This is a genomic window from Patescibacteria group bacterium (assembly GCA_041667185.1).
Classification (GTDB): Bacteria; Patescibacteriota; Patescibacteriia; order SG8-24; family SG8-24; genus JBAYFM01.
In genome coordinates this window covers 58,526-83,911 of the sequence record JBAYFM010000004.1, presented here as the reverse complement: position 1 = coordinate 83,911, position 25,386 = coordinate 58,526, and the positions used below count along the sequence as shown (strand labels likewise).

Genomic DNA, 25,386 nt, shown 5'->3' with positions numbered 1-25,386 from the left:
TTTTATGAGATTGATCGGAGTCGATTACGGCACCAGACGCATCGGCCTGGCGCTCGCTGATACGGATGCGCCGGTAGCCGTGCCGCTCGAAACGGTCGCTGCCCAGAGTTTGGAGGCGGATGTTTTAGCCGTGGCCAAGGTCGCCGCCCGGGAGGGGGCGACGCTGGCGGTGATCGGTTTGCCGCGCAGCCTTAAGGACGCCGGCGCCGCGAGCGACTGGGCGCGGCAGGTCGCGGTTTTCGCGGCGGCGCTCGCGGAGCGCGGGGGACTCGCGGTCGAGACCGAGGACGAGCGTTTCTCGAGCGGTATCGTGGAAAGTGCCCGCCGCTCGGTCGGAGCCAAGGCTGGCGACGTCGACAAGGATGCGGCCGCGGCCGCGGTCATTTTGCAATCCTGGCTCGATCGGAGGCCGAGCTAGCCGCTGTCCTATGCCGACCTATCGCGATCAGGGCATTGTTCTGAAGACTCGGCCGGTCCGTGACGCGGATCGGACCTACACTATTTATACTGCCAACCATGGCAAGATCACGGTGCTGGCCCAGGGCACGCGTCGCGGCAAGAGCAAACTGTCGCCGCATCTCAGCAGCTTCGGCGTCGTCGAGATCATGGTGGCGAAAGGCCGGCGTATCGACCGTCTGGCCGGGGCCTGCCTGGCCCGGCGTTTTTCCAGTCTTCCGGATTCTCTCCCGAAGACCATCACGGCGCAGAGTTTTTTGCTGACCGTGGATTCCCTGACCAAACGCGAGCTGCCCGAGGAACGGATCTTCGAGCTGCTCGTCGATTTTTTCGAGGCTTTGGACCGCTGGTCGGCGCCGGAGTTCGTCCGCGGCGGCCATCATCCGGTCTATGACGGCGCCGCGCTGAAGCTTCTGGATATCCTGGGGTTCGCGCCGGAGTTCGACGCCTGCGTCCGCTGCCGCGGTAAATTGTCGGTTTCCGGCAACGCTCTGAACGCGCTTCGTGGCGGCATCGAATGCTCCACCTGTCGTCCCTATTCGAAAGAAACCGTGTCGTCCGGCGTCATCGAGGCGCTGCGTCTGATGCGCCGGAGTCATTTGACTTCGCTTCAGCAGGCAGACGTGCCGGCTGAGGTCGCCTCGCCGACTAGCGAACTCATCGAGGCCTTGCTGGTCGGACATTTGGAAGAAGGCATCCGCGCGCTGCGTTTCATGCGGCAGTTGGCGTAGGGGGGTGGTGTTCGCGAGAGAGATGAGATGATTAAATTTTCGTTGACTCCGTCTCTTCGTCACTCCCTGACTCCGTCACTCCACTTAGCCACAGGTCAAGCCTATCGTCGGCTTGATTTTTTAAGCCGAAAAAGGCATCATGAAGCGGTGTTTAGGCGCATTTTTTGGCGCCATTTTCCGCTTATTATCGCTTAAAAAGTATGATCATCGAGATCAAGGACGCCCCGAAACATCTGGGTCAGGAGGTTGAATTGCGCGGCTGGAATTTCAACAGCCGCTCTTCCGGTTCCATCGCTTTTTTGCAGTTGCGCGACGGCACCGGCCGCATCCAGGCCGTCGTTTCCAAAGCCGATGTTTCGCCTGAGACCTGGGAGGCGGCCAAGGCGCTCACGGTCGAAGCTTCCTGCATCGTCCGTGGCACGGTCAAAGAGGACAAGCGCTCGGCTTCCGGCGTCGAACTCGCAGCCAAGGAGGTCGTGCTCGTCGGCGCGGCTCCGGAATATCCCATCGGCAAGAAAGAACACGGCGTGGATTTCCTCATGGACCTGCGGCATCTCTGGATCCGCTCGGCCCGCCAGGAGGCGATCCTGCGCGTCCGCGACGAGATTGTTTTCGGCCTGCGCGAGTTCATGAAACTTCGCGGTTTCACCCTGACCGATTCGCCGGTCTTCACGCCGAGCGCCTGCGAGGGCACGACCGATCTCTTCGAAGTTAAATATTTCGACGACAAAGCCTACCTGTCGCAGTCCGGCCAGCTGTATCTCGAAGCCACTTCGGCCGCGCTCGGAAAGACTTACTGTTTCGGTCCGGCTTTCCGTTCGGAGAAGTCGAAGACCCGCCGCCATCTGACCGAGTTCTGGATGTTGGAAGCAGAGGCTTCTTACATGGATTGGCTTGAGAACATCCAGCTGCAGGAGGACATGGTCGTGCATGTCGTGCGCCGCGTCCTCGAACATTGCCAGCAGGAACTCAAGACGCTGGAACGCAATCTGGAGCCGCTCCAGAAAGCGGCCGAGGGCGGCTTCCCGCGCCTGCATCACAGCGAGGCCGTGAAGATCCTGCAGGAGGCCGGTTCCGACATCAAGGAGCGCGACGATTTCGGCGGCGACGACGAGACCATCCTCACCAAGAAATTCGACAAGCCGATCTTCGTCCATCATTACCCGACCGAGATCAAGGCGTTCTACATGAAACCGGATCCGAACGAGCCGGATCGCGCGCTCAATAACGACATGTTGGCGCCGGAGGGCTATGGCGAGGTCATCGGCGGTTCGCAGCGCATCGACGATCTGAAACTGCTGGAGGCTCGCATCGAAGAACACAAGCTGCCGAAAGAGGCTTTCAGCTGGTACCTGGACATCCGCCGTTACGGTTCCGTGCCGCATTCCGGTTTCGGCATCGGTCTCGAACGGACCGTGGCTTGGATCTGCGGCCTGGAGCACGTGCGCGAAACGACGCCGTTCCCCCGGATGCTGAGCCGTCTGCAGCCGTAACGGATATTTCCCTTCTAAGCGAAGCGCACGAACTATGGCAAGAACAATGATCGGCGAATTGGTGAATCGGGTCGGCCAGGAGGTCGAGGTCTCCGGCTGGGTGCATGCCCGGCGCGACATGGGCAAGCTCATCTTCATCGACCTGCGCGACCGGACCGGCCTTTTACAGGTCGTCTTCTGGAGCAAGGATGTCGTGGCCAAAGCCAACGCCTTGCGCCCGGAATTCGTCGTGACCATCAAAGGCAAGGTCAGTGAGCGGCCGGAGAAGATGCGTAATCCGAAGCTGGCCACCGGCGGCATCGAATTATCCGCCGCCGATCTCGAGATCCTGAACGAGTCCAAGACGCCGCCGTTCGAGCTGGACAAGGACACAATGCCGGTGAGCGAGGAACTGCGGCTCAAGTACCGCTATCTCGACCTGCGCACCGAGCGGATGCAGCGCAACCTGATCCTGCGCGACAAGGTCACGACTCAGTTCCGCGATTTTTTGCACAAGAATAATTTCATCGAGGTCGAGACACCATGCCTGACCAAGGGCACGCCGGAAGGTTCGCGCGAATACATCGTGCCATCGCGCTTGCACGCCGGAAAATATTACGTCTTGCCGCAGTCGCCGCAGCAGTTCAAGCAGCTCCTGATGGTCGCCGGCCTGGAACGTTATTTCCAGGTGGCGCGCTGTTTCCGCGACGAGGATCAGCGCGGCGACCGCCAGCCTGAGTTCACCCAGGTGGATCTCGAGATGTCGTTCGTCGAGCAGGAGGACGTGATGCGCCTGGTCGAAGAGTTGGCACTCGACGTCGTTCGGACCGTCACGCCCGAGAAGAAGATCACTCAGACGCCGTTCCCGCGCCTCACTTACGCCGAGGCCGTGGCGAAGTATGGCAACGACAAGCCGGACCTGCGCGTCAACAAGGATGATCCGAACGAGCTGGCTTTCTGCTGGGTCGTTGATTTTCCGTTCTTCGAAAAGACCGACGAAGGCGGTTGGACCTTTACGCACAATCCGTTCAGTGCGCCGCAGCCGAAGTACCGCGACAATCTCATGTCCAAGACGGACATCGGCGGCATCCTCACGACCCAGTACGATCTGGTGCTTAATGGTTATGAGATCGCCGGCGGCAGCATTCGCAACCACCGGTCCGAAGCGCTGCGCAAAGTCTTCGAGATCATGGCTTTGGACGAAGAGCAGATCAGCACGCGCTTCGGCCACATGCTCGAGGCTTTCGAGTTCGGCGCGCCGCCGCACGGCGGTCTGGCTTTCGGTTTCGACCGGCTCGTGATGCTCCTCGCCGGCGAGCCGAACATCCGCGAGATCATCGCCATCCCCAAGACCGGCGACGCCCGCGATCTGATGATGGGCGCGCCGTCCGATCTGCCGGAAGCGCAACTCAAGGAAGCGAACATCGCCAAACTCAAATAAGACGCCTTGAACCACTAATGTTATGACCGCCTCCAAAAAGATCCTGCTCCATTTGGGCAAACGGAAAGTGAAATTCGAGATCGTGAAGCACAAGAAGGTCTACACGGCCTATGACCTGGCGCAGACGCTCGGCGAGAAGCTCGACTCCATCGCCAAGACGCTGCTGGTCGAAGTCGATTTGCCGGAGCTGCACAAGAAAGGCAAGAATTATTTCGTCGCCGTCGTGCCGGCTTCTTATTACGTCGACCTCGCTAATCTGAAGAAGGTCCTGAAAGCGAAGAAGATCGCGCTCGTTCCGGAGAAGATCATGGCCAAGCTGGGACTGCGCCCCGGCGCTTTGACTCCGTTCGGCAGCCTGCGCGGCCTTGGCGTCGTCCTCGACAAGGGACTGGTCAAAACCAAAGAGGCGATCGTCGGCGCGGAGAGTTTCACCGAGTCGCTGCGCCTCAAGGTCAAGGACCTGATGGCCCTGGAGAATCCGGTCGTCGGCGCGATCGGCAAGAAGAGCGGCGTCAAGCTGCAGAAGAAGGCTCCGGCCAAGGCCAAGAAGCCGGCCAAGCGCCCGTCGAACAAGAAGAAACTTTCGAAGTCCAAGAAGCGCCGCTAACTTATGGAGTTCGCCGTGAAACTGGAGAGGTTCGAGGGTCCGCTCAGTCTGTTGCTGGAGCTTATTGAGGCCGCCAAACTCGACATTTCCGAGGTCTCATTGGCGCGGGTCACGGATGCTTATTTGCAGCGTCTGAGCGCCAACCCGCAGATTCCGCCGGAAGAGATGGCGGATTTTTTGGTCGTGGCGGCCAAGCTGCTGTATCTCAAATCGCGCATCCTGCTGCCGTTCCTGGCCGCCGACGCTCAGGAGGAGATCGGCGACCTGGAGTCGCAATTGCGCATCTATAAGGAATATCTCGACGCTTCGAAAGCGATCTCGGCGCTCATCGGCAAGCGGCGCTTCCTGTTCGTGCACGACCGGCTGCCGCAGATCGAGATCGGTTTCGCGCCGCCGAAAAAACTGACCGCGGCCCAGATGGCCGAAATCATGGGCGGCGTGCTGCGTCGGCTCGATATCGTCGTCCGGGTGCCGCAAGCGATCATCGAGAAGACCGTTTCCATTCACGAGAAGATCCGCCAGATCCAATCGTTCCTGGCGCGGACCGCCAAGTCCAGTTTCCGCGCCCTGGTCGCTTCGGCCGAGTCGCGGATCGAAGTGGTGGTGAGTTTCCTCGCGCTCCTCGAACTCATCCGCGAGCGGGCCGTGGTCGTGAATCAGGACCGGCTCTTTGACGACATAACCATCGAGAAGACCGAAACTGAAACCGTTTCCTTACCCGCCTAAACCTATGCTGACCTCCAGGATCGAAAGCATTCTCTTCATCGCCGCGAAACCGATGAGCGTCAAGAAGCTCGCGGAACTTTTGGAAGCCGAGCGGACCGAGGTCGACAAAGCGCTCGACGAGCTCGCGGCGCATTACAACGAGTCGAGCCGCGGCATTCGTCTGATGCGCCACGGCGGCGAAGTCCAGCTCAGCACCGCGCCGGACAATTCCAAAGTCATTCAGGATTTCATCAAGGACGAGACCACTGGTGAACTCACCAAACCCTCGCTCGAGGCTTTGACCATCGTGGCTTATCGCGGTCCCGTCTCCAAGGCGGAGCTGGAACAGATCCGCGGGGTCAATTGCAGCCTCATCCTGCGCAACCTGCTGATGCGCGGGCTCATCGAGGTCGAGGGCGAGGCTGGTCAGCCTCAGGCTAGGTATCGGGTCACACTGGATTTCCTGCGTTTTCTGGGCGTCGCTTCCGTCGAGGAACTTCCGGATTATGAGAAATTGCGGTCGCATGAGAATGTCGTGAAGATCCTGCAGATCGAACAGACTCAGACTGCCGCCGCCGCGGTTGAACCCGCCGTAGCCGACGCTGTCGCGGATCAGGAGCCGGTTGCGGTTCCGGTTTCCGACCTGCCGCCAGAAGAATCTTCCGCCTCAGAAACATTGGTCGCTAACACCTGATCTTGATTCGCTCCCATGTTTTCGCTCATCGTGGCATTGGCTTTATATCTGGCCGCCGCTCCGGCTCAGGCTGCGGACGCCTTTAGCGCTTATCGCGCCTTTTTGCCGGCCGCCGCCGTCGCAAAGGTCGTGATCGAGCAGCCGCTGGCGTTGCCGGTCTCCGCGCCGCTCAAGAAAGATCCGCGCCGGCTGGGCGTGGAGATCAACGCTGCCAGCGCCGCCGTCCTTGACTGGGACAGCGACGCCTGGCTTTTCGAAAAAGATCCGGACGCGGCGCGCCCCATCGCCTCGCTTACCAAGCTTGTGACCGTGCTGACCGCTCTTGACCAGGATCTCGACTGGGACGAACGGTTGGAGATCGGCGCCGCGGACATCCGCGCCGCGCGCGGCGAATATCTTTTTTCCGGCGAAACCGCGACCGTGCGCGACTTGTTCAATCTCAGCCTGATCGCTTCGTCGAACGAAGCCGCTGCGGCCCTGGCCCGGAGCACCGGGCTCACGGAGCCGGAATTCGTGGCGCAAATGAATCTTAAAGCGCAAGAGCTCGGTCTGGCGTCGGGTCGGTTCGTCGAGCCGACTGGTCTGGATCCGGATAATCGCGCCAGCGCCCGCGATGTCGCCCGGCTCGTCAAAGCGTCCGTGGCCGTTCCGATCATCGCGGAGACGGTCGTCAAGAAGGAATATGTCTACGAGCCTCGCGAGGGCGTCCGCCGCCGCGCGCGTAGCACGGATCTGTTGCTCGACAGTTTCATCAGCAAGCCGCCGTTCTCGCTTTTGGGTGGGAAAACCGGCTATCTCCAGGAGGCTGGTTATTGCTTCGGCGCCGCCGCGGCCGACGGCAGCGGACATCGCGTGATCGCCGTCGTACTCGGCGCCGACACCAAGGACGAGCGCTTCAGTTCAGTGAAGAAACTCATTTATTGGGTCTTTGACGCGTTCACCTGGTCAGACCAGGCTGTCCGCTGATACTACCTATGTTCCTCGCTGGCCTGCCGCGCGCCGTCACTGACCCGCTCCTCGTCATGCTCTTCGGAGCCTCGCCGATTCTTGAGGTGCGCGGTTCGATCCCGTTCGGCGTCGCGGTCCTGAAGATGCCGGTCGTCGAAGCCACGATCTGGTCGATCATCGGCAACACCGCGGCCATTTTCTTGATCTACGGACTCGGGAATTGGTGGCTACGCCTGGTCGAGCGGCGCAAAGGTTTCTGGCAGCGGCTCACCGACCGCGTCCTGCACCGCACCCGGTTGAAATTTAACGGGCAGTATCTTAAGTACGGACTGGTCGCCCTGTGCCTGTTCGTGGCCATTCCGCTGCCGATGACCGGCGCCTGGACCGGATCGCTCGCCGGTTTCATCTTCGGTATCCCGCTCCGGAAAGCTTTTTGGCCGATTTTCCTGGGCATCGTCATTGCCGCCCTGATCGTCGCTGCAATCACCTCCGGGGCCGTGGTCGGTTTTTCCTGGGCCACGAAGAGCTTTTGATCTATGCGTATCGGCATCGACTGTCGGACCATGCTGGATTGGCGCAAGGGAGGGGAGTCGGCCGGTATCGGCCACTATACTTATTATCTGGTCAAACATCTGGTGCGCGAGGACACGGCCAACGAGTACGTCCTGTTCCTCGACAAGATGATTGATCAGCGCGTCAAAGAGGAACTTCTGGATTCCGCCAAGGCCACGGTCTCGGTCCGTAATTTTCCCTTCCAAGCCCTGAAACGCTGCCTGCCGTTCGTCTACGGCCACATGGTCATCTCGTCGATGTTCGAGAAAGCGAAACTCGACCTGCTCCACGCCCCGGCCAACGCCCTGCCGATGTTTTATCGCCGACCGGCGGTTGTGACCGTCCACGACCTCGCTGTTTACGACCATCCGGAATGGTTCCCGATGAAATACGCCGGTGCGGCCCTGTCGTTCTCCGAGCGCATCGTTGTGCCGCATTCGGTCAGCGCAGCGCGCCGCGTATTGGCGGTTTCCGGCCAGACCAAAGCCGATCTGATGCGGATCTTCAGCGCGCCGGACGACAAGATCGACGTGATCTATGAAGGCGCCGAGCCGCAGCCGGAGACTTTTGCGGCCGCCGGTGCAGCGGCAGTCCTGAAACGCTTGCGGCTCATGGGGCGCCGTTATTGCCTGCAGCTCGGAACGCTGGAGCCCCGCAAGAATCTGGAGCGTTCTTTCGAAGCGTTCGTAGCTCTGGCCGGTTCTGACTACCATGAATATCGCGGTCTCGATCTCATCGTGGCCGGCCGCAAAGGCTGGCACGCCGATCAGATCATCCAGGCTCTGGAAAAGGCCAATTCCGACTTGGCCCAAGCGGCCGTGAAAGCCCATGACGAGCCGCGCGAACGGATCCGTTATGTCGGTTACCTGTCGCCGGAGGACAAGGTTCAGGTCGTCGCTAACGCCGCGATGTTCGTTTTTCCGTCTTTGTACGAAGGTTTCGGTTTGCCGGTCATTGAAGCGATGAGTCTGGGCGTGCCAGTCATCGCCAGTCGGCGGGCGTCGCTGCCGGAGATCTGCGGCGAGGCGGCGCTTTTGGTCGATCCTGAGAACGTCGGCGAGATCACCCTGGCGATGAAGAAATTGTACGATGATCCGGCGTTGGCGCGTGGTTTGTCCGCGGCCGGCCGCCAGCGGTCGAAAGAATTCAACTGGAGCCGGACGGCGCGGGAGACGGTTCAGGCCTATGCCAAAGCGGTAAACGGGGCTTGACTGCCGCCCCAGACGGGACTATATTAAGGAACGCACAGCGGGGTGGAGAAGTGGCATCTCGCGAGGCCCATAACCTCGAGACCGTAGGTTCGAATCCTACCCCCGCAACCAAGAAAAGTCCCTCATCCAAGGATGGGGGCTTTTTCTTGGGAAGACGTGAAAATGGCTGGGTAGGATTCGAAGAAGCCTATAAGAGCACCCGTCATTTTGACGGGTGCTTTTGTTGTCCCCGGCCGCGACCGGGGACCCAGAATTTGTGGTAAATGAGAAACCCGCCTGAGGAGGCGGGTCTCGGTGGATGGTTTCGGGTTCAGGCTGCCAGCTGTTCATAGCAGTCTTTCGCCACGTGGACGATGCGAACTTTGTTGTCGCATTTCCAGCACTCGAAATAGAGAGCATTGTTGTTTCGGTCGACGGCGAGCTCTTTGCGAGGGATCTGTTGCCATTTGGTGTCGCAGGTTTGGCAGTAGATCGTGATGCCGGGCGCTGAGGTTTTCTTGGACTTGCTGCGAAGGTGCTTATGGGTCGCCTTGTGCGAGTGTCCCTTGATCTTCATGATCAGCTCCTTTCGTTTCGTTTTTGTTTGACTCGAACAGAGAAATATAGCACATTTTAGGTCTCTTGTCAATCCTTGCCAGCTCAGGAATATCGTGTTAATCTCTTGCCTGCGGAGTAAAAATAAGGCTATTATAGCTGGACACGGCGAGGTAGCTCAGTGGTAGAGCAAAGGACTCATAAGCCTTGGGTCGTGGGTTCGATCCCCACCCTCGCTACCAAAAGGACCCGACTTTGTCGGGTCCTTTTTGTAAGATGAATTGTGGGGATCGAAGGGAACTTTTCAGAGTGCCTAGTATGGCACCCTGAAAAGTCCCGGGCGGCGAAGGAGCCGCTGTTGCCGACGCGAGTCGGCAACTAGGCGGGTGAGCCGGATCCCCACCCTCGCTACCAGTATGGACGGTCTTATCTTGATAGGACCGTCCTTCTGTTATTGCCCAAGTCTTGGGCGAGCGGAGGCGGTTGTCATAATTGCCGCCTAACGGCGGCCCCGCCTAAGCCTTGGGTCGTGGGTTCGATCCCCACCCTCGCTACCAAAAGGACCCGACTTTGTCGGGTCCTTTTTGTAAGATGAATTGTGGGGATCGAAGGGAACCTGAAAACATGCTTAGTATGGCACATTTGAAGGTCCCGGGCGGCGAAGGAGCCGCTATTGCCGACACAAGTCGGCAAACCAGCAGGCAAGCTGGATTTCCATCCTCACTGTCTGTTGTGGTGCTAATAGGGTTTTTTAGCTAAGATTAAAGTCCACATTAGTGATCTGAGTGCTTATGTCTGGCCCAGGTGATAGGTTGGAATAACGCCGGCCGCGTCAATTTTCTGAGGTCGGGCCGCCACGACGGCCTTGGACCCTCAGAGGGTTGCTTTTTTCGGCAAAATGTGTTTTAATAATATGAATTTATTATTTTAATTAGCCTAACTATGGCGTTACGCGGCATATCTTCAGGTCAGCATTCGGTCGGACGGTTCGCTGGCTTAACAGCGGCGATCTTTTCTTTATTCCTTTTGCAGCCTGGTTTGGCTTTGGCGCAGTGCGTCGGCGAGGTCACGGCGATGCCGATCGGAAACATGCAGAACTTCGCGTACGCCGCGGCTGTGCAAGCCGACGGGAAGATCATCGCCGTGGGCAATGCCAATACCGGCGTTTATACCGATTTCGCCATCGCGCGCTACAATGTTGATGGTTCGCTCGACACCTCGTTCGGCAGGAACGGGCAGGTGACGACGCCGATCGGGATCGCCTATGACTATGCGGTTGCCGCGGCCGTGCAGGCTGATGGGAAGATCGTGGCGGCTGGATATGCATATCCGTCCGCTTCCGGAACCAATGATTTCGCCCTGGTCCGCTACAACGCCGACGGCTCGCTCGACACCACGTTCGGCGTCGGCGGCAAGGTGATGACAGATATTAGAGGTGGCCAGGATTATGCTGCAGCCATGGCTGTACAGGTCGACGGGAAGATCGTGGTCGCCGGCCGCGCCATGATCGGCAGCACTGAGGATTTCGCCCTGGTCCGCTACAACGCCGACGGCTCGCTCGACACCACGTTCGGCGTCGGCGGCAAGGCGATCACGGATCTCGGCGGCACTGATCGGGCCAATTCTTTGGCCATCCAACCTGACGGTGCGATCGTCGTCGCTGGCAACTCCACGCTGAGCGGTAATTCCGATTTCGCCCTGGTCCGCTACAACGCCGACGGCTCGCTTGATACTGCGTTCGATGGCGATGGCAAAGCGACCCTGGATTTCGGGACCAATTATGATGCGGTCAACTCCGTGGCCGTACAAGCCGACGGCAAGATAATCGCGGGCGGTTCCGCGTATTTCGGGGCCAATGGCTCATACATGTTCGCCCTCGCGCGCTACAACGCCGACGGCTCGCTTGATACTGCGTTCGATGGCGATGGCAAGCTGACCACAGCGATCAGTCTGTCGGCGCAGGCTTACTCGATCATGATCCAGACCGACGGCAAGATCATCGCGGGCGGTTCGGCCTACGTGAACAGCACCACGACCTATGATTTTGCCCTCGCGCGCTACAACGCCGACGGCTCGCTCGATGCCTCGTTCGATGGCGATGGCATATTGACCACGGGTATCGGCACGGCAGGGGAGCAGGGTCGCGCGATCGTATCCTGGGGCGCCGACAAGATCATCCTGGTTGGCTATGCCATGATCACTACCACCAATGCGGCCGAGAATTTCGCTCTCGCGCGCTACAACGCCGACGGCTCGCTCGACGCCTCGTTCGACGGCGATGGCAAAGTGACCACGTCGGTCGGACATGGCGTGGCCCAGGCGAACGCGATCGCTTTGCAGCCTGATGGCAAGACGGTCCTTGCAGGGAGCGTGGAGTTTGCCGGCGTGCGGCATTTCGCCGTCGCCCGGCAGAATGCCGACGGCTCGCTCGATACCACGTTCGGCGTCGGTGGCCAGGTGGTCACGCCAGTGGGGAGCAGTCGGCAGGCGCAGGCGAATAGCGTTGCGATCCAAGCCGATGGGAAGATCGTGGCCGCAGGCACTGCTTATTCCGATATTGGTCATGATTTTGCCGTGGTCCGCTATAACGCCGACGGCTCGCTCGATACTACGTTCGACGGCGACGGTAAAGTGACCACGGATATGGTCGCGAATGTTGATCGCGGGTATGCTGTTGCGATTCAAGCCGATGGCAAGATCGTGGTTGCGGGTGCCGTGGCAAATAATCTTGGCCAGGATTTCGCTCTCGCGCGCTACAACGCCGACGGCTCGCTCGATGCCTCGTTCGATGGCGACGGCAAAGTGATAACTGATGTCGGCACCACCGCCTGGACGAATTACAGCGACGGCGCGTATGCCGTGACGATCCAGCCTGATGGGAAGATCGTTGCTGCGGGCTTCACGCAAGGATACATGGCTGATTATTTCGCCCTCGCGCGCTACAACGCCGACGGCTCGCTCGACGCCTCGTTCGGCAGCGGCGCTGATCTGGACGGGAAAGCCGGTATCGTCATGACGAATCTCGGCACGGGTTATTTCGGAAGCGATGACGCCTACGCCGTGGCGGTTCAGCCTGATGGTAAGATCATCGCCGTTGGCGGCGCTTATCTGGGAAATTACAGCGGTTTTGGCCTCGCGCGCTACAACGCCGACGGTTCGCTTGACCTCTCTTTTGGGAATAATGGCTGGACCGTCACGACCATGGGGACGGGAACTGGTAACGAACAAGCGCGAGCGGTCGCGGTGCGGCTTGACGGCAAGATTGTGGTCGCTGGTTATGTTTACAACGGTGCCAGCAACGATGTCGCCCTCGCGATCTATAACGCCAACGGTACGCTTGATCTCTCGTTCAGCGATGATGGTAAAGTAATGACGGATGTCGCCGCTGGCGATGATCGGGCGTATGCGGTCGTTATCCGGAATGATGGAAATATCGTGGTTGCCGGCTTCGGTCGCATCGGCGGCGAGCAGGATTATGTTACGGTTGCCTATGATATGAACCTGTGCCGGACGCTGCCGCCGACTGTCGTGATCACAGAGCCGGCTGACGGCTTGCTTACGAACCAGACAACGATCTCGGTCGCCTGGACCGTGAATGGCGTCGTTCAGACATCGGAGTTGACCGAACAGCTGTTGATCGAGGGTGAGAATGTCATTACTCGATCGGCTGCCAATGGCGGCGGCATCGGTTCGGACTCGGTCGCGGTCATCCGCGATACCATGGCTCCGGAGACGACGATCACCGCGACTCCGCCCTCGTCGGCCTCCACTGTCGTGTTTCAGTTCGTTTCCAGCGAGACACCGAGCGCTTTCGAGTGCAGTCTTGATGGCGGGGCGTATGCGGCCTGCGTCAGCGGTGTTTCTTATGTCGGTCTGGCGGACGGCGCGCACAGTTTCGCTGTTCGCGCGACGGATCTCGCCGGTAATACCGATTCGACGCCCGCGGTCTATGATTGGACGCTCTCCACGGTCGTGCCTCCAGTGGCCGTTTCCGGCGGGGCGCTGGTCAGCTGCGTGATGAATCCGGACGGTTCGTTCGCTTGCACGATAACCGGGAACAATGGTGCCTCCTACGGCGTGATGTTCCCGGCCGGAACAACGCCGCTCTCGCCGAATGCGTCCATCGAACTGGATGTCCGGAGCGGCAACGTGAACAAACCGAAGATCCAGATCGAGGCCCAACTTCCGCCGGGTCAGACCAAGACCGTTCAGATTCCGCGCGGTTCCGGCAATTACGCCTGTGTCGATGATTCTCCTGAAGCCGAGTTTTCCACCGGCACCGGCTGTCTCCCGTCTCTGCGCGTGCTCATTCCGGCTCCGGGTACGAGCGTGGAATATGCGCCAGGCAAGACTATCGCGGTGGACGCCGCGAACAGCGTCGTCACGCTCACTGGTCTCCACAATACGGTCGTCGAGGCTGGCAGCGATGATGATGGCGATGGCGCCGAGGATGAGTTTGATGCGTGCCCGGTGACACCCGGCAGGGTTGCCTGGCAGGGTTGCCCGAGCGCCGTGCAGGTGACTGTCCAACGTCAGACACTCAAAGATAGGTCATATTCGGGTGACGCAAAAGAAGCTGTTGTCGGCGCGACAGTGAAGCTCTTCGCCAAGAATGACGCCTGTGTGGTCGCGATCGGAACGAATCCGCACAATTATGGCGTGGTCTATGACAATTGTGCGCCGTTCACCTCCGCGACGACCGATTCGTCCGGGGTGTCCGTTCTGGGCATACGACCGACGATGGATTACTTGGCGATCGTTCAGGATCCGGAGACCGGGGCGTACGCCGGCGTTTCTACCGGTCGGGTGAGTCTTGGCCAGTTAGCGACTAAGTTCATCCAAGTGACCGTACATGCCGATGATGATTCCGTGTACCTCAAAAATTATACCGCGCACCGGTTCACTGCAGATCATCGAGGTCGGTCGCACTGAACGCCGTCGGATCGTTGAACAGATCCGGTCGGGCTATCGATAACAAAAACCGCTGAGTTCAACTCGGCGGTTTTTTTGTTGTCTCTGCCTCGTCGTTTGTTGGCGATGCGGCTCGATCGAAAAACCCCCAGGCCGGAGCCTGGGGGAGTCTTCATTCGTTAGGCGAAAACTCGCTGTTTCTCGATAGTGATCTCTTTGATCAACGTGCCTAAGTTGGTCTGGTAGCAGTCTTTGCAGACCACCATGCGCAGGGGCTGATTATTCTCCCAGTCAACAGTGACCAGGAAAGAAGTTTCGCCATCGCCGAACTCGTAGAGTTGGCGATGCAGACGCGATTGGCAGTAACGGATCTCGTCGGCGTTGTGCTTCTTTTTTCGCATATTCTGGCTAAAAATTGAGGTTATCCTCCTTTTCGTGGCAACCTTAGCATAATTAACTGAGGAAATCAAGCCCCCTATACCTGAAAAACCAGGCAGTTTTTGTCGAGCCAGGGAGTAATTTTTTGAGCTTAATAAGCAGTAATTTGCCTTAAATATCAGGTTTTGTTATTATGGCCGCAGATATGTTTTTAGCCGTTCATGCTGCCGTCGGAGCTTTAGCCGGAAATGCGGTCGGGCATCCCAGCTCGGCCTTCATTTTGGGCCTGGTTTCGCATTTCTTTTTGGACATGGTGCCGCATGGCGACGAGAAGCTTTACCACGGATTCAACAACGGCCAGCGGTTCAAACCAGTGCTGTATGTGGCCATCGACGCGGTCGTGACGGTCGTTTTGATCGCTGTTTTCTTCTTGCAGCAGGATTTTTTCTCGCCGGTCAATGTCTCGCTCGGCGTCGTCGGCGGACTGTTGCCCGATTTGTTGGTGGGCCTTTCGAAGATCTTCAAGCCGCGCAAGAACCGCGGTCTGGCCTGGCGTCTGGAAAAATTCGAGCAGTTTCACATGCGGAACCATCATTTTTTGATCAAGCGCCTGCGCCGGCTGGAGCGGGATATCCCGCTGTATTCCGGGATCGCTTTTCAGACGGGGCTGCTCGTCGTTCTCGTGAAGCTCATCCTTTAGCCGCGGTCCGCTGCGGGCCTGTGCGGTTTGAGATCCGGATGCCGGATCTTTTTTTGTCGAATAGCGGATCAGCCGTTCTGGGCAGTCGCTGACTTGCGGTTTTGTCGGAAGGGGGTAGGATGACCGGCAAGAAGCGCTCTTTACAGACAGGGGACGATAATGAGATCAGCCCTCAAGATCATTTATGGTGTTTTGGCTGTGGCCGCGATCATTGCGAATTTCGCCGTTTCCGGCTTCATCATCGCCACTGTTCACAGTCTCCGACTGTGGGCCTATCCGGCCTATTTCGGAGCTTACATGGCGCTCGTCGGCTTGTTTTTCATCGTTCTCGCGCCGCCGAAGAGCAAACCGCATGTCGTGCTTCCGTGTCTGGAACGTTTTCTGACCGTCGATGAGAGGAAGTTTTCCGGCGGTTTCTGGATGCGCGTGCGGCAACGCGGCGCGTTCGCGCTGGTGACTGTCTCGTCGCTGGTCTTCGGGCCTTTATTCGCCGCCGTCGTCAGCAGATTCCTGGGCTTGGCCGAAAGACGGGCCTGGATGTATTCGTTCCTGGCCACACTGTTCACGACCGCAGTTTGGGTGTCGATCTATCTCGGCGTCACGGATGTGATCAGGTCGCTGCTCGCGGCCATCGTCGGTTCTTGAGCCTTTCGTCTGAGGGGCTCTTTTTTTGTTCACGAGAGACGGTCTTGATTCGTTTCCGCTGCATGGAGCTTCGAGGGGCTGGCTTGGTACTCGGATAAAACGATCCCTCATAGCTCGAGCTTGTCTCGAGCGACGGGGGATGGTGCCGCGGGACCCCACTCCGCTCGCTTCCGGCGAGCTTCGAGGGGGTTGGTTCGGTGCTCTTATAAAACGATCCCCCATAGCTCGAGCTTGTCTCGAGCGACGGGGGATGGTGCCGCGGGAGGGAGTCCGGCTCACCCGGCGGCGCTGGAAAAGTCCTCATGTGCGCCGCCTCCTTCGCCGCCCGGGTCGTCTCGGCTTGCCATACTAGGCAAGCCTCGCCGTACCCTTCGACTCCCTCCCGCTCGTAGACACGGATGCTAAAAATCGCCTGGGTAAAAGCCCAGACGATTTTTAGATGGTGCCGCGGGAGGGAGTCGAACCCTCATGAGTTGCCCCGCGCGATTTTGAGTCGCGTGCGTCTGCCATTCCGCCACCGCGGCCTATTTTAAGCTAAAACGACAAGCTTAAGGCTGTGCCATTATAATATATCGGACCATATTGTCAAAATGGTTTTTGGCGGGTAAAGTAATAGCGCTATGGCCTACATCATATCAGTGGTCAATCAAAAAGGTGGTGTCGGCAAGACGACGACCGCGGTCAATCTGGCGGCTTATTTGGCGCTTCGCGGCAAGTTCGTCCTTCTCGTGGATCTGGACCCGCAATCGAACGCGACCTCTGGTTTGGGCGTCGAACATCGGTCGCTGGAGCGCGGGATCTACGAGGCCTTGATCGGCACGGCGGTGTTCAAGGATGTGGTCGTGCCAACCAAAACCGAGGGTCTTAAAATGGCGCCGTCAACGGCGAATCTGGCTGGAGCAGCTGTCGAACTCGTCGACCTCGAGCGCCGCGAATTCCGTCTGGCTGACGCGCTTTTGGCCGTGCGTAACGATTACGATTACGTCATCATCGATTGTCCGCCGTCCCTGGGTTTGCTGACGGTGAACGGACTCACCGCCGCTGATCGGGTGCTGATCCCGGTGCAGGCGGAATATTACGCTCTGGAAGGTCTGAGCCAGCTCTTGGGCACCATCGATCTCGTCCGGAACAGTCTGCGTCCGGATCTCGAGGTCATGGGCGCGGTCCTCACGATGTTCGATCCGCGCAACAAACTGGCTAATGATGTCCTGGGCGAATTGCAGAAATTTTTTCCCAACAAGATTTTCCGTTCCGTCATCCCGCGCAACGTCCGCCTGGCCGAGGCGCCGAGCTATGGCCAGCCCATCGCGCATTACGATCCCTGGTCCAAAGGGGCCAAGGCCTATGAAAGTCTCGCCCAGGAGGTCCTGGAATTAGAGTCTTCGATCTGATCAGAGTATGAGCAAGAAATCATCCGGACTCGGACGCGGCTTGGGGTCATTGATTCCGCCCAAGATCGAGCGGCCAGCGGCGGAAACAGCCGTCATATCTTCATCGTCCGGACCGCGCGGCGAGAATCAGATCCTGCATGTGCCGGTCTCGCAGATCGTCGCCAACCCGCAGCAGCCGCGGTCGGTCTTCCGGCACCGCGAACTTGAGGAACTGACCAATTCGATCCGCGAGCACGGTATCATCCAGCCGCTCGTGGTTTCGCCCCTGAGCGGCGGCGGTTACGAACTCATCGCCGGCGAGCGGCGTTTGCGCGCGGCCAAACTCCTCAATCTGCCTTTCGTGCCGGTCATCGTCCGTTCGGCCGCGGCCCGGGAAAAACTGTTATTGGCCCTGATCGAGAACGTCCAGCGCCAGGATCTGAGTGCGATCGAAGAGGCGGTCGCTTATTCCAAGCTGGCCGAGGAATTCGGGCTTACCCAGGAAGGGATCGCCCAGAAGGTCGGCAAGGCCAGGTCCACGGTCGCGAACACTCTGCGCCTGCTCGAATTGCCGCCGGAGATCCAGCAAGCCATCGGCACCGGGGAGCTGTCGGCCGGCAATGCCCGCGCCATTCTCGGACTCAAGGACGACAAGGCCCGTCTGGCGTATTTCCGCAAGATCATGGGCAAGAAGACGACGACGCGCGAGGCTGAGGCCGGGGTCCGCAAGAGTTCCGGCGGCGGCCAGCGCCAGGATCCCGCGATCGCCGCGGCCGAGGAACAGATCCGGAACGTCCTGGGGGCCAAGGTCGAGATCAAGAAGCGCGGCGCCAAGGGTTCGATCATGATGTCTTTCTACTCCGAAGAGGAATATCAGGCTTTGGTGGAAAAGTTGCAGGGCCGCCGCTGAAGATCGATCACATACGAAATATCCCGCCTGAACCAGGCGGGATATTTTTTAAATCGGCGGCGTAAAAGTTTCAGCGGTTCTTGGACGAGGCGGACTTCGGCGGCGTTTTTTTGGACTGGTCGTGGGCTTCCTCGGCCTCGTTTTCATGGCTGGTCTCTTTGAGCCAGCGGGCCAGTTTGGTTTTGGCCATGCTGCGGATATGGTTCCGGGCGCAGCCGGTCTTCACGAAACTGAGCCAGTCCGGATTCGGGCTCTTGCGGTTCTTGTCGGTGATGATCTCGCAGACGTCGCCGGAGGACAGTCGGGTGTCGAGGCTGATGATCTGGTCGTTGATGCGCGCGCCGACGCAGGTGTCGCCGATCTGCGAGTGGATAGCGTAGGCGAAATCGACCGGCGTGGCGCCTTCCGGCAGATCGATGACGTCGCCGCTGGGCGTGAAGACGAAGATGCGGTTCTGGAAGACGTCGATCTTCAGCGATTCGAGGGACTCGAGCGGGGCGTCCTCGCCGTCCACGTCCGTCTGCAGACCGGCCAGTTCCTGGACCCAGGCGAGCTGGCGGCGCACGGCGGCCGAAGCCCGCTTGCCGTCCTCGTCATACTGCCAGTGGGCGTAGATGCCGCGTTCCGCTTCGTCGTGCATCTGCTGGGTGCGGATCTGGAATTCGACGATTTCGCCGTCCTCGCAGAAGACGGTGGTGTGCAGCGACTTGTAGCCGTTCGGTTTCGGGACGGCGATGTAATCCTTGATCCGTCCTTTGAGCGGTTTCCAGAGCTGGTGGATGATGCCGAGCGCGGCGTAGCAGTCGCCGACGACCGGCAGGATGATCCGGAGCGCGATGAGATCGTGGATCCGGGCGATGTCGCGGTCGTATTTGAGCAGCTTGAGGTAGAGGCTATAGGGGTGCTTGACCCGGCCCTCGATGCTCAGGACCGGCACGTTGGCTTTTTTCAGTTCGTCGGCCATGAGCAGGCGGATCTTCTCGATGTAGTTCTTCCTGATCTTGATCGCGCGCTGGGTGAGATCGCGGACCCACTCGTATTCCTTGGGCATAGCGTGCTTGAAAGCCAGGTCCTCGATGCGGCTCTTGATCTGGTACATGCCGAGCCGGCCGGCGATGGGGGAGTAGATCTCGAGCGACTCGAGCGCGATCCGCAGGCGCTTGGCCGGCGGCAGGGCGGCGAGGGTCTCCAGGTTGTGGATGCGGTCCGCGAATTTGATCAGGATGACCCGCACGTCCGAAGCCATGGCCACGAACATCTTGCGCAGGTTCTCCACGTAGCGGTCGATGCCGCGGTACTTGATCTTGCCGAGCTTGGTGATGCCGGCGACCATCGACGCGACGTCGTCGCCGAAGTTCTTCTGGATATCCGCGAGCGTGACTTCGGTGTCTTCCGGCACGTCATGCAGGAGACCGGCGATCACGATCGGCACGGGCAGCTTCATGTCGCCCAGGATCTCGGCCGTGCGGAGCGAATGGAGGATGTAGGGTTCGTTCGAGAGGCGTTTCTGGCCGGCGTGGGCGGCTTCGGCGTATTCGAAAGCCAGCCGGACCATGTCAACGTCGGCTTGCGGATTATAGGCTTTGATCCGGTTGATCAGGTTGTCGGGACTGATGCGCATAGGGCCGCCTCGGGCCGGCGGCGTCGCGGGCGCGAGCGTCGCGTCCGGGCGTCAGCAGGCTATTTTTCGGCTTTCTTTTCAAAATCGCATTCCTTGTTCGAGCAGCGGATGACATCGGCTTTGGCGAAGACCAGCAGGGCCTTGCATTTCGGACACGCCTCGCCGGTCGGCCGCGACCACATGGCGTGTTTGCACTCTGGATAGCGCGAGCAGGCGTAGAAGGTCTTGCCGGTCCGGGTCTTCTTTTCGACCATGTCGCCCTGGCCGCAGCCCGGGCAGGTCACCCCGATCTTCTTCAGGATGGTCTTGGTCGTCTTGCAGGTCGGATAGTTGGAACAGCTGATGAATTCGCCGAAGCGGCCGCGGCGGAAGACCATCTCCAGCCCGCAATTCGGGCATTTCTCGTCGATGGTCCGTTTCTCGGTCGAGCCCGGTTCAGTGCCGGGAAGCGGTTTAGAGTTGCGGCAGGCCGGGAAGCCGGTGCAGGCCAGGAAGCGGCCGAAGCGGCCGTACTTGATGATCATCGGTTTACCGCATTTCTCGCATTTCTCGTCGGTCGTCTGTTCAGCGACATCTTTCTTGGAGATCTCGGTCTCTTTGACCTTCAGGTTGGCTTTGAACGGACCGTAGAAGTCGGCGATGATCGGCGCCCAGTCCTTGCCGCCCTCGGCGATCTCGTCGAGGTTGTCTTCCATTTTCGCCGTGAATTTGTAGTCGACGATGTCCGGGAAATGTTTCACGAGCAGGTCATTCACGAGCAGTGCCAGTTCGGTCGGGCGTAGGCGCTTGCCGTCTTTTTGGACGTAGCCGCGGTCGATGACCGTCGAGATGGTCGGAGCGTATGTCGAAGGGCGGCCGATGCCGTTCTCTTCGAGAGTCTTGACCAGGGCGGCCTCGGAGTAGAAAGGCGGCGGTTCGGTGAAATGCTGCTTCGGCGTGATCTCGCGCGGTACGAGCGTTTCACCTTCGGTTAGTTCGGGCAGCCGCGCTTCTTTGACCTCGGAGTCGTAGAGCATCATGAAGCTTTTCTTCGTGACCGTCGTGCCGTTCGAGCGGAAAGTGTAGACCGCCGGACCGGCGACGTCGATGTCCACCGCCACTATGGCGAGTTCGGCGTCGGTCATCTGCGAGGCTACGGCGCGCCGCCAGATCAGTTCGTAGAGTTTCAGTTGGCGGTCGTCAAGCTTGCCGTCCAGGTCCTCCGGCCGGCGTCCGGCGTCGGTCGGGCGGATGGCTTCGTGCGCTTCCTGGGCGAGTTTGGACTTGGCTTTGTATTTCCGGGGCGTTTCCGGCACCAGGTCGGCTCCGAGCGTCCGGCCGATGAACGACCGGGCCTCCTCGATGAATTTATCGGCCAGGTTGACCGAGTCGGTGCGCATGTAGGTGATGAGACCGGTCGGACCCTCGGCGCCGAGTTCCACGCCTTCGTAGAGCTGCTGGGCGAGCATCATCGTTTGTTTGGCCGAGAAGCCGAGCTTGGTGTTGGCGTCCTGCTGCAAGGTCGAGGTGGTGTAAGGCGGCGGCGGGCTGCGGAAGGTTGTCTTGCGCTCGACCGAAGCGATCTTCCAGGCGGCGCCGGTCACGGCGTCGACGATCTGCTGCGCGCCCGCGGCGTCGGTCAGGGCCATCTTGTCGATCGTTTCCCCGTCGCGGCGCAGCAATTTGGCCGTGAAACCGTCTTCGGCCGCGGCGTCTTTCTTCCCGAGCAAGGCTTCGATCGACCAGTATTCCTGCGGCTTGAAAGCCAGGATCTCGCGCTCCCGTTCGACGAGCAGACGCACGACCACGGATTGGACGCGTCCGGCCGAGAGGCCGCGGGCGACCTTCTTCCAGAGGAAAGGGGAGAGCTCATAACCGACGAGGCGGTCGAGGATGCGGCGGGCCTGCTGGGCGTCGACCATCTTCATGTCGATCTCCCGCGGCTCGGCCATAGCCTTGGTCAGGGCTTCTTCGGTGATCTCGTGGAAGCTGATGCGCCGCGTCTTTTTCGGATCGACTTTGAGCGTTTCCTGAAGATGCCAGGCGATCGCTTCTCCTTCGCGGTCTTCGTCGGAAGCGAAGAAGACCTCGTCGGCCGTGCTCGCGGCTTTCTTCAGTTCGTTGACGGTCTTCCGCGATTTGGTCGGGATGACGTAGCGCGGCTTGAAGCCGTTCTCGGTGTCGACGCCGATCTCTTTTTTCGGCAGGTCGCGGATGTGGCCGAAAGAGGACAGGACTTTAAAGCCTTTGCCCAGGAATTTGGCGATGGTCTTGGCTTTGGTCGGCGACTCGACGATGACGAGTTTGGTTCCCATAAAAGAGTCATGATGATTCAGCCGCGGCCGCGAAGCGGCGCAGTATTTTGACAGGGTAGCCGTCCTGGTGCCGACCTGTCAATTGCGAACTACCTTATTATAATGCGTCGCGACCAGTCCGGCTAGCTCCAGGGCGGAGACAGCGGCCAGGACTTCCGGTGGCGTCAGGCCGGTTTTGACGGCCAGTTCGTCGGTGGTGGCCGACCCCGCCGCCAGGGATGTGAAGATCGCCTTTTGTGCCGGGTCGATGATGGTTTGCTTGGCGACCGCAGGAGTACTTATCTTTAAGTCGTAGACTTGGAAAATATCCTCGATCGTAATCAATGGCGAGGCGCCGGTTTGGATCAGGCGGTTGCAGCCTAAGGACTTAGGGCTGAAGATCGGTCCGGGAACGGCGAAGACGTCGCGTCCTTGTTCCAGCGCCAGGCGGGCGGTGACGAGCGCTCCGGACCGCTCCGCCGCCTCAATGACTACGACGCCGCGGCTGAGTCCGGCGATGATTCGGTTGCGTTTGAGGAAATTATCTTTCCAGGAGATCGTGCCGGGCGGATATTCGGAGACCACGACGCCGTCGGCTTTGACGATCCTTTCGGCCAGTCCGGCATTGGTCCGCGGACCGACGCTGGGACGATCCGTTCCGGAAGCCAGCACGGCCACGGTAATGCCGTTGGCCTCCAGGCAGGCTTCGTGTGCGGCCGCGTCGACGCCGAGCGCCAGGCCGCTCACGATGGTGCAGCCGGCGGTCGCGAGTTGGCGAGTGAACAGCCGCGCCGCTCGGGCTCCGTATTCGGTCATGCCCCGGGTGCCGACCACAGCCACAGGCAGGTGACCGCGGAGAGCCGCCAGCCGGCCGCGGTAAAAAAGAATAGCTGGCGGGTCGAAGATCTGTCGGAGCTGCGACGGATATTCGGATTCATTGAAAGCGACCGCTGCGACATCGTGTCGGGCGAGTTCATCCGCTTCCTTTTTTGGATCAGCCGCTGGCCGCGATCGCGCGAAGGCCAGCGCAGCCGCCGGGGCGATCCCGAGTCCAATCATCCGCTCCGGCGCCGCCGACCAGAGTGCTTCGGGGCTGTCGAGCCCGACAAGCAGCGTCAACAGCTCCGGCGGCTTCAGCGATCCGGTCCTGATGGCGGCGGCGATGAATCCCGCGGCTGCTCGGTCCATAGCGGGCGGCACGATAGCCGGAGTCTGAAAAGCTGTCAAATCGAAAAGGACCGCCTCCGTTAGGCGATCCCGGCCGCGTCTCCGCATCAGCCGTTGAATTCGTTCATGGCCGGAACGATGCCACGTTCGATGATCCGGTCGAGAGCCGCCGCGGCGCGCGATATCGCCTCGGCTATCGCCGGCTCCTCGGCTCCGGAGAATTTTTCCAGCACGTAATCCGCCGCCGGCACGGTCTGCGAGCGTTCGGTGCCGATGCCGATGCGCACCCGGGCGAGCCGCGGGTCTTTCAGATGCTCGATGATCGAAGCGACGCCTTTGTGTCCGCCGGCCGAACCTTCTTCGCGCAGGCGCAGCGCGCCGAGCGGCAGGTCCAGGTCGTCGTAAACGATGATCAGATCCTCGGTCTTGAGATGCCAGAAATCGAACGCTTCCCGGACCGCCCGCCCCGATTCGTTCATGAAGGTCTGCGGCAGGAGCAGGACGACTTTCTCGCCGCCCACGCGTCCTTCAGCGACCAGGCCGCCGAATTTCGACGACCAGTTGCCGAGGTCGAGCGCGTGCAGGGTATGAAAAGCGCGGACCGCGCGGAAGCCGGCGTTATGCCGGGTGCGGTCGTATTTTTCGCCGGGATTGCCCAGGCCGACGATGAGTTTGGCCATAGTCGGATGCGGATCTTATTTGCTGATCTGGCGGGCCAGCACCCGGATCGGCGTGCCGGCGAAACCGAACTCCTGGCGCAGGAGTTTCTCGACGAAGCGCACGAAGTTCGGATGCAGGGTCTCCTTGTCTTTGACCACGAGCATGAAGGTCGGCGGGCGGGTGCTGACCTGGGTCAGGCCGTAGACCTTGGGGAGGCTGGCGCCGCGGGCGAAAGTGGAGTGGTGCACTTTTTTCAGCCGGGCGGCGAAAGCGTCGAGCGCCGGCGTGTCGATCTCGCGGCTGCGTTCGATCGAGGCTTGGAGAGCGGCGTGCAGGATGCGGCTGGTCTTGCTGCCGGTCAGGGCCGAAGTGAAGAGGATCGGGGCCCAGGCGATGAAGGGGAGTTCGCGCTGCAGGTATTTGCGGTAGTCGTCGGCATCGCCGAGTTTGCGCTTCTCGGCCAGATCCCACTTGTTGACCAGGACGACCATGGCTGGAGTCTTCTCCTCGATGACGCCGGCCAGTTTCTTTTCCTGCAGGCTGGCTCCTTGGGTCGCGTCGATCACGAGCAGAGCGACATCAGCGGCTTCCAGTTCGTCGATGCTCAGGCTGACGCCGATTTTTTCCATGCCCGGACCGACATTGCCGCGCTTGCGGATGCCGACCGTGTCGACGAGCAGGATGTTCTGCTGGCCGAGTTCCTCGTCCTCATAGATGAGCAGCGTGTCCTGCGGTTCTTTCGTGGTGTGCGGGACTTCGCTCACGAGCACCCGCTCTTCGCCGGCGAGCGTGTTCAGGAGCGTGGATTTGCCGACGTTAGGGCGGCCGATGATCGCCACCCGCGCGTCGATCGGCGGCAGCGGCTTCGATTCGAGTCCGCGGGCCTTGAGGTCGTCAACGACGAGGTCGAGCAGATCGCCGATGCCCGATCCGCTCGCGGCCGAGATCGGCGTCGGCGCGCCGTAACCGAGCTTGAGCCAGTCCGGCGACTCGCCCAGGCTGCGTTTTCTCGGATTGTCGGCTTTGTTCGCGGCGAGCAGCACGGTCTTTTTGGTCTTCTGCAGTTCTTTCGCCAGGGCCTTATCCTGGGGCAGCATGCCGTCGGTGACGTCGGTGACGAAAATGATGATGTCGGCCTTGGTCATGGCGGCGCGCGCCTGGCGCTTGAGGCCTTCCTCAGTGGACGTTTTGTCCGTGAGGTCGAGGCCGGCGGTGTCGATGGCGGTCATCGTCAAAGTGCGCCAGTGGAAATGGCCGTAGTTCAGGTCGCGCGTCGTGCCGGCCTCGGGCGAGGTCAGGGCTTTCCGCCGCTCGAGGAGTTTGTTGAACAGCGTCGATTTGCCGACGTTCGGGCGGCCGACGATAGCTACGACGGGCGTCATCTTCAGTCTGGTGTCCAT

The 25,386-nt window shown here is 60.1% G+C and carries 23 protein-coding genes and 3 tRNA genes; 17 read left to right on the top strand and 9 right to left on the bottom strand.

Annotated features, from left to right (window positions below):
* Positions 1–4 precede the first annotated feature (4 nt).
* The 11 genes from ruvX (at position 5) to WCT10_02185 (ending at position 8,928) form a co-directional block, all read left to right on the top strand.
* Positions 5–418: a Holliday junction resolvase RuvX gene (gene ruvX / locus WCT10_02235; protein MFA6603640.1), complete on the top strand. Its 414-nt coding sequence runs from the start codon at positions 5–7 to the stop codon at positions 416–418.
* Positions 419–428: 10 nt separating this feature from the next.
* Positions 429–1,187, top strand: a complete 759-nt coding sequence (recO, locus tag WCT10_02230; protein ID MFA6603639.1) for a DNA repair protein RecO — start codon at positions 429–431, stop codon at positions 1,185–1,187.
* 200 nt (positions 1,188–1,387) lie between these two features.
* Positions 1,388–2,680, top strand: coding sequence for an asparagine--tRNA ligase (asnS, locus tag WCT10_02225; GenBank protein ID MFA6603638.1), 1,293 nt, complete (start codon positions 1,388–1,390; stop codon positions 2,678–2,680).
* A gap of 34 nt (positions 2,681–2,714) precedes the next feature.
* A complete protein-coding gene (gene aspS / locus WCT10_02220) occupies positions 2,715–4,100 on the top strand; it encodes an aspartate--tRNA ligase (GenBank protein ID MFA6603637.1) in 1,386 nt (461 codons plus the stop codon).
* 22 nt (positions 4,101–4,122) lie between these two features.
* A complete protein-coding gene (locus WCT10_02215) occupies positions 4,123–4,707 on the top strand; it encodes a YbaK/EbsC family protein (protein MFA6603636.1) in 585 nt (194 codons plus the stop codon).
* Positions 4,708–4,710: 3 nt separating this feature from the next.
* Entirely contained in the window at positions 4,711–5,433 is a 723-nt protein-coding gene (locus WCT10_02210; GenBank protein ID MFA6603635.1) for a ScpA family protein, read from the top strand.
* A gap of 4 nt (positions 5,434–5,437) precedes the next feature.
* Entirely contained in the window at positions 5,438–6,106 is a 669-nt protein-coding gene (gene scpB / locus WCT10_02205; GenBank protein ID MFA6603634.1) for an SMC-Scp complex subunit ScpB, read from the top strand.
* A gap of 15 nt (positions 6,107–6,121) precedes the next feature.
* Positions 6,122–7,072, top strand: a complete 951-nt coding sequence (locus tag WCT10_02200; protein ID MFA6603633.1) for a serine hydrolase — start codon at positions 6,122–6,124, stop codon at positions 7,070–7,072.
* A gap of 8 nt (positions 7,073–7,080) precedes the next feature.
* Positions 7,081–7,587 carry a small multi-drug export protein gene (locus WCT10_02195; GenBank protein ID MFA6603632.1) on the top strand — a complete coding sequence of 169 codons (507 nt, stop codon included), beginning with the start codon at positions 7,081–7,083 and terminating at the stop codon, positions 7,585–7,587.
* 3 nt (positions 7,588–7,590) lie between these two features.
* Positions 7,591–8,817 (top strand): glycosyltransferase family 1 protein, encoded by a 1,227-nt coding sequence (locus WCT10_02190; GenBank protein ID MFA6603631.1) that lies wholly within the window; start codon positions 7,591–7,593, stop codon positions 8,815–8,817.
* Positions 8,818–8,853: 36 nt separating this feature from the next.
* A tRNA-Met gene (locus WCT10_02185) sits at positions 8,854–8,928 on the top strand.
* 199 nt (positions 8,929–9,127) lie between these two features.
* Here WCT10_02185 and WCT10_02180 read toward each other — a convergent pair.
* Positions 9,128–9,373, bottom strand: a complete 246-nt coding sequence (locus WCT10_02180; GenBank protein MFA6603630.1) for a hypothetical protein — start codon at positions 9,371–9,373, stop codon at positions 9,128–9,130.
* 145 nt (positions 9,374–9,518) lie between these two features.
* On the opposite strand from WCT10_02180, the gene WCT10_02175 reads away from it, so the two are divergent.
* A tRNA-Met gene (locus WCT10_02175) sits at positions 9,519–9,593 on the top strand.
* 726 nt (positions 9,594–10,319) lie between these two features.
* Here WCT10_02175 and WCT10_02170 read toward each other — a convergent pair.
* Positions 10,320–10,442 carry a hypothetical protein gene (locus WCT10_02170; GenBank protein ID MFA6603629.1) on the bottom strand — a complete coding sequence of 41 codons (123 nt, stop codon included), beginning with the start codon at positions 10,440–10,442 and terminating at the stop codon, positions 10,320–10,322.
* Between WCT10_02170 and WCT10_02165 the strand changes: the two genes are divergently transcribed.
* Entirely contained in the window at positions 10,441–14,283 is a 3,843-nt protein-coding gene (locus tag WCT10_02165) for a delta-60 repeat domain-containing protein (protein MFA6603628.1), read from the top strand. The genes WCT10_02170 and WCT10_02165 overlap by 2 nt on opposite strands.
* A 158-nt stretch (positions 14,284–14,441) precedes the next feature.
* Here the strand turns inward: WCT10_02165 and WCT10_02160 are convergent, their stop codons facing one another.
* Positions 14,442–14,663 (bottom strand): hypothetical protein, encoded by a 222-nt coding sequence (locus tag WCT10_02160; protein ID MFA6603627.1) that lies wholly within the window; start codon positions 14,661–14,663, stop codon positions 14,442–14,444.
* Positions 14,664–14,833: 170 nt separating this feature from the next.
* On the opposite strand from WCT10_02160, the gene WCT10_02155 reads away from it, so the two are divergent.
* Both WCT10_02155 and WCT10_02150 read left to right on the top strand, forming a co-directional pair.
* Positions 14,834–15,340, top strand: coding sequence for a hypothetical protein (locus WCT10_02155; GenBank protein ID MFA6603626.1), 507 nt, complete (start codon positions 14,834–14,836; stop codon positions 15,338–15,340).
* Positions 15,341–15,499: 159 nt separating this feature from the next.
* Positions 15,500–15,985 (top strand): hypothetical protein, encoded by a 486-nt coding sequence (locus WCT10_02150; GenBank protein MFA6603625.1) that lies wholly within the window; start codon positions 15,500–15,502, stop codon positions 15,983–15,985.
* 440 nt (positions 15,986–16,425) lie between these two features.
* On the opposite strand, the gene WCT10_02145 is transcribed toward WCT10_02150, so the two are convergent.
* Positions 16,426–16,509: transfer RNA gene (locus tag WCT10_02145), tRNA-Leu, on the bottom strand.
* Positions 16,510–16,605: 96 nt separating this feature from the next.
* Here WCT10_02145 and WCT10_02140 point away from each other — a divergent pair.
* Both WCT10_02140 and WCT10_02135 read left to right on the top strand, forming a co-directional pair.
* Positions 16,606–17,376, top strand: coding sequence for an AAA family ATPase (locus tag WCT10_02140; protein MFA6603624.1), 771 nt, complete (start codon positions 16,606–16,608; stop codon positions 17,374–17,376).
* Between the two features lie 7 nt (positions 17,377–17,383).
* Positions 17,384–18,265, top strand: a complete 882-nt coding sequence (locus tag WCT10_02135; protein MFA6603623.1) for a ParB/RepB/Spo0J family partition protein — start codon at positions 17,384–17,386, stop codon at positions 18,263–18,265.
* A 70-nt stretch (positions 18,266–18,335) separates the two neighbouring features.
* On the opposite strand, the gene WCT10_02130 is transcribed toward WCT10_02135, so the two are convergent.
* The 5 genes from WCT10_02130 to der all read right to left on the bottom strand — a co-directional run bounded on the left by WCT10_02130 (position 18,336) and on the right by der (position 25,386).
* A complete protein-coding gene (locus tag WCT10_02130; protein MFA6603622.1) occupies positions 18,336–19,886 on the bottom strand; it encodes a RelA/SpoT family protein in 1,551 nt (516 codons plus the stop codon).
* Positions 19,887–19,945: 59 nt separating this feature from the next.
* A complete protein-coding gene (gene topA / locus WCT10_02125) occupies positions 19,946–22,180 on the bottom strand; it encodes a type I DNA topoisomerase (GenBank protein ID MFA6603621.1) in 2,235 nt (744 codons plus the stop codon).
* A gap of 78 nt (positions 22,181–22,258) precedes the next feature.
* Entirely contained in the window at positions 22,259–23,347 is a 1,089-nt protein-coding gene (gene dprA / locus WCT10_02120) for a DNA-processing protein DprA (GenBank protein MFA6603620.1), read from the bottom strand.
* 86 nt (positions 23,348–23,433) lie between these two features.
* The gene (gene pth / locus WCT10_02115) at positions 23,434–24,006 is read right to left on the bottom strand and encodes an aminoacyl-tRNA hydrolase (protein MFA6603619.1); all 573 of its coding nucleotides are present in this window, start codon (positions 24,004–24,006) and stop codon (positions 23,434–23,436) included.
* A 15-nt stretch (positions 24,007–24,021) separates the two neighbouring features.
* Positions 24,022–25,386: a ribosome biogenesis GTPase Der gene (gene der / locus WCT10_02110; GenBank protein ID MFA6603618.1), complete on the bottom strand. Its 1,365-nt coding sequence runs from the start codon at positions 25,384–25,386 to the stop codon at positions 24,022–24,024.

Excerpts from the sequence above, each read along its gene's own strand:
- ruvX (MFA6603640.1), top strand. The coding sequence starts at position 5 with ATGAGATTGATCGGAGTCGATTACGGCACCAGACGCATCGGCCTGGCG.
- recO (MFA6603639.1), top strand. The coding sequence starts at position 429 with ATGCCGACCTATCGCGATCAGGGCATTGTTCTGAAGACTCGGCCGGTC.
- asnS (MFA6603638.1), top strand. The coding sequence starts at position 1,388 with ATGATCATCGAGATCAAGGACGCCCCGAAACATCTGGGTCAGGAGGTT.
- aspS (MFA6603637.1), top strand. The coding sequence starts at position 2,715 with ATGGCAAGAACAATGATCGGCGAATTGGTGAATCGGGTCGGCCAGGAG.
- WCT10_02215 (MFA6603636.1), top strand. The coding sequence starts at position 4,123 with ATGACCGCCTCCAAAAAGATCCTGCTCCATTTGGGCAAACGGAAAGTG.
- WCT10_02210 (MFA6603635.1), top strand. The coding sequence starts at position 4,711 with ATGGAGTTCGCCGTGAAACTGGAGAGGTTCGAGGGTCCGCTCAGTCTG.
- scpB (MFA6603634.1), top strand. The coding sequence starts at position 5,438 with ATGCTGACCTCCAGGATCGAAAGCATTCTCTTCATCGCCGCGAAACCG.
- WCT10_02200 (MFA6603633.1), top strand. The coding sequence starts at position 6,122 with ATGTTTTCGCTCATCGTGGCATTGGCTTTATATCTGGCCGCCGCTCCG.
- WCT10_02195 (MFA6603632.1), top strand. The coding sequence starts at position 7,081 with ATGTTCCTCGCTGGCCTGCCGCGCGCCGTCACTGACCCGCTCCTCGTC.
- WCT10_02190 (MFA6603631.1), top strand. The coding sequence starts at position 7,591 with ATGCGTATCGGCATCGACTGTCGGACCATGCTGGATTGGCGCAAGGGA.
- WCT10_02180 (MFA6603630.1), bottom strand. The coding sequence starts at position 9,373 with ATGAAGATCAAGGGACACTCGCACAAGGCGACCCATAAGCACCTTCGC.
- WCT10_02165 (MFA6603628.1), top strand. The coding sequence starts at position 10,441 with ATGCAGAACTTCGCGTACGCCGCGGCTGTGCAAGCCGACGGGAAGATC.
- WCT10_02170 (MFA6603629.1), bottom strand. The coding sequence starts at position 10,442 with ATGTTTCCGATCGGCATCGCCGTGACCTCGCCGACGCACTGCGCCAAA.
- WCT10_02160 (MFA6603627.1), bottom strand. The coding sequence starts at position 14,663 with ATGCGAAAAAAGAAGCACAACGCCGACGAGATCCGTTACTGCCAATCG.
- WCT10_02155 (MFA6603626.1), top strand. The coding sequence starts at position 14,834 with ATGGCCGCAGATATGTTTTTAGCCGTTCATGCTGCCGTCGGAGCTTTA.
- WCT10_02150 (MFA6603625.1), top strand. The coding sequence starts at position 15,500 with ATGAGATCAGCCCTCAAGATCATTTATGGTGTTTTGGCTGTGGCCGCG.
- WCT10_02140 (MFA6603624.1), top strand. The coding sequence starts at position 16,606 with ATGGCCTACATCATATCAGTGGTCAATCAAAAAGGTGGTGTCGGCAAG.
- WCT10_02135 (MFA6603623.1), top strand. The coding sequence starts at position 17,384 with ATGAGCAAGAAATCATCCGGACTCGGACGCGGCTTGGGGTCATTGATT.
- WCT10_02130 (MFA6603622.1), bottom strand. The coding sequence starts at position 19,886 with ATGCGCATCAGTCCCGACAACCTGATCAACCGGATCAAAGCCTATAAT.
- topA (MFA6603621.1), bottom strand. The coding sequence starts at position 22,180 with ATGGGAACCAAACTCGTCATCGTCGAGTCGCCGACCAAAGCCAAGACC.
- dprA (MFA6603620.1), bottom strand. The coding sequence starts at position 23,347 with ATGGACCGAGCAGCCGCGGGATTCATCGCCGCCGCCATCAGGACCGGA.
- pth (MFA6603619.1), bottom strand. The coding sequence starts at position 24,006 with ATGGCCAAACTCATCGTCGGCCTGGGCAATCCCGGCGAAAAATACGAC.
- der (MFA6603618.1), bottom strand. The coding sequence starts at position 25,386 with ATGGACACCAGACTGAAGATGACGCCCGTCGTAGCTATCGTCGGCCGC.